General features: G+C 55.8%; 11 protein-coding genes and 1 pseudogene. 9 read left to right on the top strand and 3 right to left on the bottom strand.

From position 1 onward, the window contains the following. Positions 1-6 precede the first annotated feature (6 nt). The gene (gene tatC, locus KJ970_01760; GenBank protein MBU2689629.1) at positions 7-783 is read left to right on the top strand and encodes a twin-arginine translocase subunit TatC; all 777 of its coding nucleotides are present in this window, start codon (positions 7-9) and stop codon (positions 781-783) included. After that, a complete protein-coding gene (locus KJ970_01755) occupies positions 780-1,595 on the top strand; it encodes a type III pantothenate kinase (GenBank protein ID MBU2689628.1) in 816 nt (271 codons plus the stop codon). The genes tatC and KJ970_01755 overlap by 4 nt, the downstream gene beginning before the upstream one ends. 20 nt (positions 1,596-1,615) lie before the next feature. On the opposite strand, the gene KJ970_01750 is transcribed toward KJ970_01755, so the two are convergent. Continuing rightward, entirely contained in the window at positions 1,616-2,896 is a 1,281-nt protein-coding gene (locus KJ970_01750; protein MBU2689627.1) for a glycosyltransferase family 4 protein, read from the bottom strand. Between the two features lie 41 nt (positions 2,897-2,937). Then, positions 2,938-3,543: a lysophospholipid acyltransferase family protein gene (locus KJ970_01745; protein MBU2689626.1), complete on the bottom strand. Its 606-nt coding sequence runs from the start codon at positions 3,541-3,543 to the stop codon at positions 2,938-2,940. Between the two features lie 443 nt (positions 3,544-3,986). On the opposite strand from KJ970_01745, the gene groL reads away from it, so the two are divergent. From groL to KJ970_01710, 7 genes and pseudogenes are all read left to right on the top strand, one after another. After that, positions 3,987-5,585: a chaperonin GroEL gene (gene groL / locus KJ970_01740; GenBank protein MBU2689625.1), complete on the top strand. Its 1,599-nt coding sequence runs from the start codon at positions 3,987-3,989 to the stop codon at positions 5,583-5,585. Between the two features lie 201 nt (positions 5,586-5,786). Further along, positions 5,787-6,308 carry a 2-amino-4-hydroxy-6-hydroxymethyldihydropteridine diphosphokinase gene (gene folK / locus KJ970_01735; protein MBU2689624.1) on the top strand — a complete coding sequence of 174 codons (522 nt, stop codon included), beginning with the start codon at positions 5,787-5,789 and terminating at the stop codon, positions 6,306-6,308. A 48-nt stretch (positions 6,309-6,356) separates the two neighbouring features. Further along, positions 6,357-7,046, top strand: a complete 690-nt coding sequence (locus tag KJ970_01730) for a deoxynucleoside kinase (protein ID MBU2689623.1) — start codon at positions 6,357-6,359, stop codon at positions 7,044-7,046. Between the two features lie 79 nt (positions 7,047-7,125). Next, a pseudogene (panB, locus tag KJ970_01725) lies at positions 7,126-7,924 on the top strand (3-methyl-2-oxobutanoate hydroxymethyltransferase). A gap of 4 nt (positions 7,925-7,928) precedes the next feature. Next, the gene (gene panC, locus KJ970_01720) at positions 7,929-8,837 is read left to right on the top strand and encodes a pantoate--beta-alanine ligase (protein MBU2689622.1); all 909 of its coding nucleotides are present in this window, start codon (positions 7,929-7,931) and stop codon (positions 8,835-8,837) included. Between the two features lies 1 nt (position 8,838). After that, positions 8,839-10,002, top strand: a complete 1,164-nt coding sequence (locus KJ970_01715; protein MBU2689621.1) for an NTP transferase domain-containing protein — start codon at positions 8,839-8,841, stop codon at positions 10,000-10,002. Next, the gene (locus KJ970_01710) at positions 9,999-10,526 is read left to right on the top strand and encodes a LytR C-terminal domain-containing protein (protein MBU2689620.1); all 528 of its coding nucleotides are present in this window, start codon (positions 9,999-10,001) and stop codon (positions 10,524-10,526) included. Before KJ970_01715 ends, KJ970_01710 begins: the two co-directional genes overlap by 4 nt. On the opposite strand, the gene KJ970_01705 is transcribed toward KJ970_01710, so the two are convergent. Then, a complete protein-coding gene (locus tag KJ970_01705; protein ID MBU2689619.1) occupies positions 10,515-11,888 on the bottom strand; it encodes a hypothetical protein in 1,374 nt (457 codons plus the stop codon). The two genes, KJ970_01710 and KJ970_01705, sit on opposite strands and share 12 nt — an antisense overlap. Positions 11,889-11,896: the final 8 nt, after the last annotated feature.

Here is an 11,896-nt window from a genome sequence, read left to right as displayed (position 1 = left end):
CCAATCATGAAGAATCCTTTTAAATCGGCGGCAAAGCAAAAATCCGCGTCTGGAGAAATGGCGCTTTGGGATCACTTGGATGAACTCAGAGCGGTCCTGTTGCGCGCAGCCTTGGCCATCATCGTCGGCGCCAGCCTTGTGTACGCCACTTCCGCATGGATTCTCGAATTCCTGGTTTCACACACGGTCGGCCAGGCGCAATTCCTGAGTCCGATGGAGGGATTCGGTGTTCGCATAAAAATCAGCCTTCTTTTGGGCCTGATCATCTCCTTGCCGGTTGTTCTCTATCAGATCTGGGCTTTTATCGTTCCCGGGCTGCTTAAAAAGGAGCGCCGTCTCGTCACGCCGATGGTCATTGCTTCAACGGGGCTCTTTCTTGTCGGGGTGGCTTTCGCCAGCATTCTACTAACGCCGACCATGGTGAAATTCCTTCTTGGATTCGCCACCGACCACATCGTGGCGAATCTTTCAATCTCCTACCTTTTGGATTTCTTTATCAAAATGTCATTGGCCTGCGGCGTGTTGTTTCAACTCCCGCTTGTTGTGGCCCTTCTGAGTCTAACCGAGATTATCACACCAAGGTTTTTAATTTCAAAATGGCGACACGCCGTCGTGATCATCCTTATCGTTTCTGCCATTCTGACACCCAGTGATGCGGCAAGCCAATTGGCTTTGGGTGCGCCGGTCATTCTCCTGTATTTTGTCAGTATCTTCATCTCAAAGATGATCTGGAAACAGAAACTAAAATCGCGATTGCCCGATGAGCCCGGAGGCGAGGAATGAGCAAGAGAAAATCCGATCTTACCGGAAAGATGGTTGATCATCCCGGTACCGCATTAACATTGGATGTGGGTAATACGCATACCGGTGTCGGATTTTTCCGTGACGGCGAATTGATACAGCAATGGAGATTCGCATCCCGCCCCAGCGCCACCGGTGATGAGCTTTTGACTATTCTCGAACCGTTGTTGCGCCGCGAATTGGACGATCTTGCCCGCGACCGGGCGGTGATTATCGGATCGGTGGTTCCTGCCCTGACCCGTGAGCATGAAGCGGCTGTGGCGAGATTGTTTCATGCGAAAGCGCTCGTGCTCGACCATCGGCTGAAGCTGGGAATCCGGCTGCGGGTCGTGGATCCTGCCTCCGTCGGCGCCGATAGGATCGCAAATGCGATTGGGGCGGTGGTGAGAGGACGCTTGCCGGCGATTGTCGTTGATATGGGCACAGCGACCACATTTGATGTGATCGATGAACAGCGCAGCTATATGGGTGGCGTGATTGCGCCGGGTCTTGAGACCTCATCCGAGAATCTTTTCAGGCGCGCGGCCCGCCTGGCAAAGGTTGAGATTAAACAACCACGCCGTTTCATCGGAAAAACAACAGAGGAAAGTCTGCAGTCCGGTCTTTTCTATGGGGCGGTTGGACAGATCGATGGGATCGTCAACGGTATCCAGAAGGAACTCGGAAAGAAGGCCTTTGTCATGGCGACCGGAGGTCTAGCTTCAACAATTTCCGGAGCCTCAAAGACGATTAAAGAGGTTCGTCCCGGGTTGACGCTGTCCGGGCTTTATCATGCCCTCTTGTTGAATCGCTGATCTGAATGGATTTTTCTTGTCTATATTGAAATGAATTCCGCCGCAGGTCTCGCGCAATCCCGAGATGATTCGGGCGTGGTAGATTCCGAGAGCCCCAGCACCCTCCGGTAGACATTTTCCACTTTCGCGGCGACGCGCATCCAGTCGTAGGGGGCGGCCGCCCGGGATGCTTCACTCGATAACCGCTTCATCGTTTCCGACTGTGCGGCTTTAACAACGGCGCGGACCAGATCGGGGACGGAGCCGGTGCGAAAGAGAATCGAGCCCTGTTGGGTCCCTAAAACCTCCGAATATCCGGGAAGATCCGATGCGATAACCGGCCGGCCGGAGGCGAGCCCTTCGAGCAGAACAACACCGAAGGACTCCCCATGAAGCGCCGGACTGATGACCATGTGCGCATCTCTATAAAAATTCGGTAAGTCCCTGCGGGATACAGCTCCCCAGAAATGTATCGGGACATCCGATCGTTTCGACCTCTGGGTCAAGCTCCGGCGGCGGGGACCGTCTCCAACAATCCAACACCGCAAGGGACGCTGGATCTCCCGGTGAATGAGGGGGAGGGCGTCGATGAGACATTCAATCCCTTTTCTTGGATCGAGACGTCCCACAAAGAGCAGGGTCAGCGGTTCCGAGGGATCGGGGAGGGGCTGCGACCGGAATCGCCGCGTATCAATGCCATTAGGAATAATGATATAGTCGCCCGGCACATCGGGGGCGACAAAATCGATCGCGGCCTGGCTGACGGCGATCCGGGCTTCCAGTCTCGCGCTCAGCACACGCAGGATGGGCCGGAAGCAGCGGTGAGCCCAATGAGGATGACCGGCGGAGTGAAAGGTCGCCACCAGAGGGGCGTTTTTGTGAAAGAGTGTGAGAAGAGGAAGGATTGGTTCAAAAGGCGCATGCAGGTGGACAAGATCGAAGACTTCCCGGCTCAAAGGATTGCCGTTTCGGATAAGGGGGAGGCTTAATGTTATACAGACGGAAGCGCCGTTGCTGGGGATTCTCAAAGTTCTACCGATCCGGCAGACACGGATCCTTCCATGGGAGGGGTCATTTGTGTGAACATTTGAGGAAACGATTGAGGGGCCCCCGGAGGGATTCGGCGTGGCCGGCTCTTCAAAGGGCGGCCGCGCGAGATCGGCGGATCCGCCGTTCCGCCCTAATTTCCGCCCCCCCGTAATGACCGTGATCGCATGACCGCGATCGCGGAGGGCCTCCCCGAGGTGCGCGACATGTTCGGCGATTCCTCCATGAAAGGGGGGATACGATTGACTGACCAGCGCGATGCGAAGAGGTCTCATCCCCCAATATTCCCTTCCAATGCGGTTTGAGGCAACAAGGCTTAGCCGGAATCCGCAAGGGAAGTGAAAGAATAATCGATGAGCGGAGAGGGCAGAACCCACTGATCCGGCGCCGCTAAAATCAATCCTTCAACAGCTCGGGCGATGGCCAGATGCCATGCGGCCGCTGATGACTCAGAAGATTCATCCGGTTTGATGGGTGGGTGAAAGATGAGGTTCCAACCCGATTCGGTGAGGAGACAGGCCGTGGGGAGGACGGCGGCGCCGGTTCGAGCAGCCAGCCAAGCCGGTCCCAGCGGGAGATGGAGCTGCGTTCCCAGAAAGGGCGCCGGTCGCCGTGCGAGGGCCTGATCCCCATCCAGGGGGAGCGCCGCTAGGCCCCCGTTGCGGAGAGCTCGTTCCATCCTGCGATATGACCAGGGGCCCTGGTAAAGATCGACACCCCAAGCGTGAAGGCGGGATCGGACCGATAGGGTCCAAGGGCCATGAAGTTGTATGCCGGCCACAGAATGAACGCGTCCAAATCTTGCCATTCCGGCCGCCCCAAGTTCAATCGACCCGAGATGGGCTGAAACACAAAGAACCCCGCGCTTCCTATCCAGAGCATCCTCCAAATGGCGGCGGCCTTCGAAACTCAAGTTTGGCATCTCTCCTCCCAAGAGGCGCAAGGCGCTTCGTCTTGAGTGGAAATAATAGTCCGCGGTTTGTTTCAAAGTGGGGATTTCCGAACCGGCGCGAGCCAGCATCCGGTGATTCGTTTGAAAGGCCCGTCTGAGCTTTGGGGATAGAAGAATCAGGGGACTGAGGGCTTGACCCCATGAGGTTCGGCTCAGCATCGCCATCTTAAGAAGGAGGCGGAGACCCGCAGGCGTCGATGCCGGGAAATGATCTGCGATTTTTTCTCCTCCCCTTGCCTCAAGTCCGCTCCCACGAGCCTACTTCCATCCTTGCGCGGAGCGTCTCGGGGCACTAGTCTTCTCATAGCACTCGCGGCACAGGGGTGCTACCTCTTTAGCCTTGGCTAATCGACGGATTTCCAAAAATCCTTGCCGCAAGGCGGCCCATAGATGTGAGAAGGGGGATTGTGAAGATGGCTGCGAAACAGATTAGTTTCCATACCGAGGCCCGGGACTCGATCCGTGATGGGGTCCGGCAAATTGCTGACGTTGTGAAGGTCACGCTGGGTCCCCGTGGAAGAAATGTGATTTTGGAAAAGAAATGGGGCGCCCCGATCATCACCAATGACGGTGTGACGATTGCCAAGGAAATCGAACTAAAAGAACCGTTTGCCAATATGGGCGCCCAGCTCATTCGGGAAGTGGCGCAGAAAACCCAGGATCTTGCCGGAGATGGGACAACCACGGCCACGGTCCTGGCCCAGGCCATTGTGACGGAAGGGCTCCGGCATGTGATCTCCGGCGCCAATCCGATGAAACTCAAGCGCGGTATTGATAAAGCGGTCAGCGTTGTGGTGGAGGAGCTGAAGGCGCAAAGCAAGCCCGTCCGCGGCCGGCAGGCGATCGCCCAGGTCGCGACGATCAGCGCCAATAACGATTCCGTTATTGGTGATCTGATCGCCGATGCAATGGAGAAGGTCGGTGAGGAAGGTGTCATCACCGTGGAAGAGGCGAAATCGATCGATACAAGTCTTGAGGTGGTTGAAGGCATGAGATTCGATCGGGGCTACCTCTCTCCCTATTTTGTTACCGAGCCGGAAAAAATGGAGGCGGTCTTAGCCGACGCCTATGTGCTGATCTATGACAAGAAGATCTCCAACATGAAGGATCTTCTCCCCATTCTCGAGAAAGTGGCGCAGTTGGGATCGCCTCTCTTGATCATTGCCGAGGATCTTGATGGTGAGGCTCTGGCCACATTGGTTGTGAATAAGTTGCGGGGAACGATCAGCGTCAGCGCCGTTAAGGCGCCCGGCTTTGGAGATCGCCGTGATGCGATGCTGGCCGACATCGCCGCCCTGACCGGCGGCCGCGTCATTACGGAAAAGATCGGTGTCCGGCTGGAAAACGCCACCACCGGTGATCTGGGACGCGTCAACCGGGTTGTATCCGACAAGGACAACACCACCCTCATCGGGGGCCGGGGCAAGAAGGCGGATATTGATGAGCGGATTAAAGAGATCCGTAAAATTATCGCAGACTCCACCTCCGACTATGATCGCGAAAAGCAACAGGAGCGGCTGGCCAGGCTGACAGGGGGCGTCGCCATTGTCCGGGTCGGAGCGCCGACGGAAATCGAGATGAAAGAAAAGAAGGGCCGGGTTGAGGATGCCCTTTCCGCGACAAGGGCCGCCGTGGAGGAGGGGATCGTTCCGGGTGGTGGAACAGCCCTTCTGCGATGCTTAAAGCGGCTCGAGAAGACCGTATTGGAAGGGGATGAGGCCCTGGGTGTCCTGATTGTCAAGAAGGCTTTGACGGTTCCAACAAAGATCATCGCCTCAAACGCCGGTCATTCAGGTGAGATCGTCGTTCAAAAGGTTTTAGGTCAAACCGGATCGAACGGCTTCAACGCTCAAACCGGCGAGTATGAGAATCTAACGGCATCCGGCATTGTCGATCCGACCAAGGTTGTTCGTGTCGCCCTTCAAAATGCCGCCTCCATCGGCGGGTTGCTTCTCACCACTGAAGTCCTGGTGACGGAGAAACCGGAAGAAGACGAGGCGGATGAGGATTAGAACCCATCCTCAAAGGGATTGTAAGGGGTCGGGGGTTGCATCCCCCGGCCCATTCTTTATTTCGAACAGGCCTTCTTCTTGAAAGGGAAGGTCTTCTTCTTTATGGTTGGGGCCGTCCACCCTGAATCTGAGGGGGTGGAACGGCGCGTCAGATGAGGCTCACCGGCGCCTGATGACGGGATCCGGAAACGGGATGGGAAAATGACACGAGTCTGGATCGGCAGCGGCTCCAATCTTGGGAATCGGAATGAGAACCTCCAATTCGCCTTGAACCAGCTCGAGGGAGCCGGCTTTCAGCCTGAGGCCGTATCCTCAGTCTACTCTACCGTTCCACAAGGATCGGGCTCCCAACCCCGTTTTCTCAACCAGGTGGTCCGGGGCTTGTGGGGGGGGACGGCGGGAGACCTGCTCCCTCTCTTGAAAAGGATTGAGAAAGATGCGGGCCGCGTGGGAGGTCCCCGGTGGGGACCCCGGATTCTGGATCTGGATATCCTATTGTCCGGCATTGAGGGCCAGGAGATTGTTCGCGATCCCGAACTCGAGATTCCGCATCCACGGATCGTGGAAAGGGCTTTTGTCCTTGTCCCCCTTAGTGAGTTGGATCCCGGATTATCAATTCCAGAGACAGGCCGGACGGTATGCCAGCTTTTGAAATCGCTCGGTGAGTGGAGCCACCTGGTTGAAAAATGCCCGGCGCCGGGCGGAGATGAGCCCAACCGGTAATGCGGCATGATGCTCGGACACTAGGTTCGAGACAGAGGATGGAGGGGCATGAGTGATCGGCCTGTACATTATGTAACCATCGAAGGCGTCATTGGTGTCGGCAAGACCAGTTTAACGAAAGCCCTTTCTCAATTCTGGGGCGGGCAGCAGATCAAAGAAGAAGTCGAGGAAAATCCGTTTCTTTCGGATTTTTACAAGGATCCGAGACGCTACGCCTTTCAGACCCAGCTCTTCTTTCTCCTGAGCCGGTACCGCCAGCTCAAGGGTTTCGTGCAAAGAGATATTTTCCAGCCTCTCATCGTCTGCGATTATCTTTTTCAAAAGGACAAGATTTTCGCCAGCATCAACCTGGATGACCATGAAATGGCTCTTTACGACCAGGTGCTTCCTCTGCTGGAGCGGGAAATCCCCCAGCCGGATCGCGTTGTCTACCTCCAGGCGAGCCTGCCCTCTCTCTTGCAACGGATAGAGAAGCGGGGACGCCCGTTTGAGAAGGACATCTCGCCTGAATACCTTGAAACACTTATGGAAGCGTACAATCACTTCTTTATCCATTACACCGATGCTCCGCTGCTCATTGTCAATACAGATCATGTTGATTTCACTCAGAGTTCCGAAAGTGTGGAGGAGCTGGCCGGCCGCATCCTGGAGCAGAAGGCCGGGACTTCCTATTACGCTCCGGTTGAGGATGATGAGATCATGGGACGCAAGATCTCGCGGAAATCCGACAGGAAATAAGGCGGCGGATCTTTGCCATAGGAGAGATGTGATGACTGAAGTTACATCCGGAAGCGCCGGTTTCACTCCCGGAGAGCACATGACGGTCCGTCAACTGTTAAAGTTCAAGTGCCGGGACGAGAAAATCCCCCGTCCTTACCTGCTATGATTTCTCGACCGCTCGGATTTTGGATCGGTGTGGTGTTCCCATCCTTCTTGTCGGCGACAGCCTGGGCAATGTCATCTTGGGATATGAATCAACGATTCCCGTCACGATGGAGGAGATGATCCACCACGCTAAAGCGGTGGTGCGGGCAAAAACCAAATCCCTGGTGGTTGTGGATATGCCCTTTCTTTCTTTCCAAATCAGTCCTGAGAAATCGGTGGAAGCGGCGGGCCGGATTATAAAGGAAACCGGCGCCGATGCGGTCAAGTTGGAGGGAGCCGGAGATCGCCTTGAAAGTGTGCGCCGGATTGTCTCCGCCGGGATTCCGGTCATGGGGCATATCGGCTTGACGCCCCAATCGATACTCCAGCTCGGAAGCTACCGGGTTCAAGGGAGAAGCAAAGGTTCCCGGCAAAGGCTTCTGCAAGAAGCCGCCCTTTTGGAGGAAGCCGGATGTTTTGGACTCGTTCTCGAGGCTGTTCCCAGCGATCTCGCCAAAGAGATCACCGAAAGCCTTAAGATTTTCACAATCGGGATCGGCGCCGGACCTCATTGCGACGGACAGGTGCTGGTTCTGCACGATATGCTGGGCCTCTATGAGGAGTTCAAACCCCGCTTTGTAAGACGGTTTGGTTCCGTTGCTCGAGTTATGGAGGAGGCGGTGGAGAGTTATATGCAAGCCGTCCGTGATGGAGATTTCCCATCTCGTGATGAAAGCTACACGGAGGAATAATCTTATGCCGGCGTCAAAAAAGACACGCCGTTTTCAAGCGCCGCAATCGATGAAGAAGTATTGCCGTAACCTCCAGAAGCAGGGACGAAGCATTGGCTTCGTACCCACAATGGGTTATTTCCATGATGGACATATCGCCATCATTCGCAAGGCGCGACAGCAGAATGACGAGATTGTCGTTTCGATTTTTGTGAATCCGATGCAATTCGGACCTCATGAAGATTGTGACCGGTATCCCAGGGATCTTCCCCGGGACATGGATATCTGCCGGGATGAAGGGGTCGGGGCTGTTTTTATCCCGGAAACGAAAGATCTCTATCCCGACGGATTCAGCACAAAAGTCTCCGTGGGCAGACTGGGAGAATTACTCTGCGGGAAAAGCCGGCCCGGCCATTTTGACGGAGTGGCCACAGTTGTTCTGAAACTTCTGGAAATTGTCCGGCCCGATCGTTTCTATTTAGGCCAAAAGGACGCCCAACAGGCATTGATCATTACCAGGATGGTTGATGATTTCAATCTGGATTCCAAGTTGACCATTGTCCCAACCGTGCGGGAAAAGGATGGTTTGGCCCTTTCCAGCCGGAACGCCTATCTCTCAGAAGAAGAGCGCCGTCAGGCCCCGGTTCTCAGCAGGGCTCTGAGAGCCGTGCAGAAAAAAATGCTTGTCGGGGGTGAGACGGGTGTTGAAGCGATAGAGACTCTCATGAAGGAAATGATCGAGTCTGAACCCCTGGCCCGTCTTGATTATGCGCGGGCTGTCGATCACGAATCACTGGAGGGGATGGATCCGTTGCGGGGAAGGATCCTGCTGGCCGTCGCCGCCTATTTCGGGGAGGCCCGATTAATAGACAATCTTCCGGTGACGGTGCCGGGGCGCATGGCCACCGAACGCCATCGTCAAGGGGGGGCTTAAAATGGAATGGGCGGCCCCCAGCTCCTGGACGGTGGTTGTCCTGGCCGCGGGCAAAGGGAAGCGGATGGGCTCCTCTTTGCCGAAAGTCCTGCATCCCGTCTTGGGTGTCCCCCTTCTGGCGCACGTTCTCGCAACCGCCCGCCATCTGGATCCGCAGAAGCTCTTTGTGGTCGTCGGGCATGGAGCGGATCAGGTGAAGGCCTCATTCCATAGCGAGGAGCTGAGCTGGGTTGACCAGACAGAACAGCTGGGAACGGGGGATGCCGTCGCGCGTGTCGCCCCCTACCTTGAAACATGGAATGGACCGTTGATGGTTCTCTATGGGGATGTTCCCCTTCTCCGTCCCTGGACGCTGGCGGCCTTGATGGAAACACATATTGTACAAAAGAATGGCGCGACGATTCTGACCGCCGAGATGCCGGACCCCAGCGGGTACGGGCGTATTCTTCGGGATGCCGATGGGGGTTTTCTTGCTATCCGCGAAGACGCCGATCTGAAGCCCGTCGAGCGGGCCATCGCAGAAATTAATTCGGGTATCGGCGTTTTCGAATGTCCCAAGCTGTTCCGGGCCCTGAGAGCGCTCCGAACTGAGAATGCTCAAGGTGAGTACTATCTGACGGATGTCATTGAGTGGTTCCGCGGCGAGGGGGACCGGGTTGGAACTTTGCGACTCGCCGATCCTGTTGAAATCTCGGGGATCAATACACCGCAGGAATTGGAAGCGGCGGGTAAAAATATGGCTCTGCGCTCAAAAAACGATCCGGGCGCCTGCCCCCACTGCCAAAGATCGTATGAGGCGTTGCTTCTGAAAGAAACGCCGCACGCCATCCTGAGTCTTCATCCCAACCCTTATAATTCAGGCCATTTAATTGTGACGCCGCGCCGTCATGTGACATGGTTCGCCTCCCTTTCAGCCGATGAACGCCGCGAGATCGGAGAGCTGGTCATTCTTGGAGAGAAATTGCTGCAGCGGGTCTATCAACCGCAGGGGTTGAATTCGGGTTTCAATTCAGGGGGAAGTGAGCATTTGGGAATGGAACTGCTGCCCCGATGGAATGGGGATACGAATTTCATGCTCCTCACGGGTAAAACAAACCTGGTGCCTGAAGGGCTTCAGCAATCAAAGAGTAAAATCCTGCGGGCCCTCAAGGAGGAAGAGGCGTGACCCGATCCTCAAGCCGCAGTCCCCGCCGGCCCCGGCCCCGGAAGGAAACCGGGCCCAGCGGATTCACTGTATTGATCCGATGGGTCTGGGGTCTGGCGATGATGGCCATCCTCATCATCTTCGGAGTCTCCGTCGCCACGCGAATTTTGGAACCCGAGGACAAGGCCGGGGACAAGGCAGCGGTCCATGCCGTTGACAGCATATTCCCGATTGAGACCTCCGTAACGGTCATTGTGCTGAATGGCTGCGGCGTCAATGGATTGGCGGGACATGTACGCGATCTGCTGCTCGACGGCGGATGCTTTGACGTCATCGATGTAGATGATGCCGACGATTACCATTATTCGGAAACTCTCATTGTCGATCTCACCGGTCGGATCGACCTGGTTCAACAGGTCGCCGACTTTATGCAGAGTAAGTTGAGTGTTGGAAGGATCGTGCATCATCAAGTCGCGAATCCGCCGGCCGCCGTGATCATCATCCTCGGTTCAGACGCCGCTTCCCCCGGCGGGTCATCCATTTAACAATTCCGCCCGATTTCCCGCCCGTTTTTCCGTTCGTGTACACCAGATAAAGAACAGTAAAAGCGGCAGGCTCTTCACGCTAAAATGCAGCATCCTAAACCATCCCGGCCACTCTGAAATGGGTGCGGCTGAGGCGACTCCCGTCAAGAGGGGGCAGGCGGCATAGAGGGTGGGCAATCCCATCAGAATGCCGAGTGTGAGCACCGTACGGGATCCCGTAACAAAATAGACGGCGGTGAGGCCGGGCAGAATCATCAGATAGTGATATTCCCAAACCGTTTTGAAGATTAGAAAGAAGACGGCCGACCAGATGGCGAGGTCATATGCCCGCCGCTGGGGTTTGTTATGCAGGCGGAGGGTGGCCCGGGCGGCCCAGGCGACGACGGCAAGGGAAACAAGCACGAGAATGGCTTTGGCCGGTGTGACGCGCAAGGGCCCAACAGTGAATAAAAGGTTATTCCATGATCCGGGGAGTCGCGTCAATCCGTCCATGATGAAGGTTTGAAGTCCGAGCGCCCCCTTTAGGATGCGATGGGTCGTCGGGTTGAAGTTCAGCCGCGCGAATTCGACGAGATCATTGGGTCGCCTTATAAAATACGGCGCGCAGACCGCCGCCGATAGAATTCCTCCGAGAATCGCCCTCTTTAACATTCGATCCCGAAGATAGGGAAGAACCAAGAAGATGGTATAGCTCTTTAAGACCAGGCTGGCGGTCCAGGAAGCCAGGACGGCGGGTGAGCCGAACCTATCCTGCTTCCACCGGTATTGTCTTAGATCCGCCCAGAGGGCACTCCAGCTGAAGGCAGGCTCTGGTCCGAGGTCTTTCCCCTGGGCTCCTTCAATGTCGAACCGCCAAAGGAACCACAGCATGGCCGCCATGGTCAGCGAAAATTGCCCCATATTCTGCTCAAGATAGAAGGGGAAGAATCCAAGCCAGAGGCCGGCCATGATAAGACGGCGCCGCAGGGGCCAGATCCGCCAGCCGACCACCGACCAGATAATGAGACCCAAGAGGATCTCATTGACAATAACCCAGAACCAGTAAGCGGACCATGGAGGGAGTATCAAGCTGATCAAGGCGAACCCATAGGCGGTGGGCGGAAGATAACGGTAATAGTAAAAGAAGGGCACGACCCGGGGCGCTTCATTCCGGTAGTCATCCGAGTCATAAATGCTGAAACCGCCCGAAAGATTGGCCCCGGCCTGATAGATGCCGAAGAAATCAGAAGCCTGGCCGTGCCCTTCATTCGCTTCGATATAGAGGGGATTCAGAAATCCGAAATGAAGAGAAGCGAAAAAAAGCAGGTGGAGGCACAGGGCCAGAGAGACAAAAATAACGGCGCCTTTGGAAAGATCCTTCATTTTAGTCC

This window comes from Candidatus Eisenbacteria bacterium (assembly GCA_018831195.1).
Classification (GTDB): Bacteria; Eisenbacteria; RBG-16-71-46; order CAIMUX01; family JAHJDP01; genus JAHJDP01.
The sequence above is the reverse complement of the archived record's forward strand: the minus strand, read 5'-3'. Positions and strand labels throughout refer to the sequence as shown.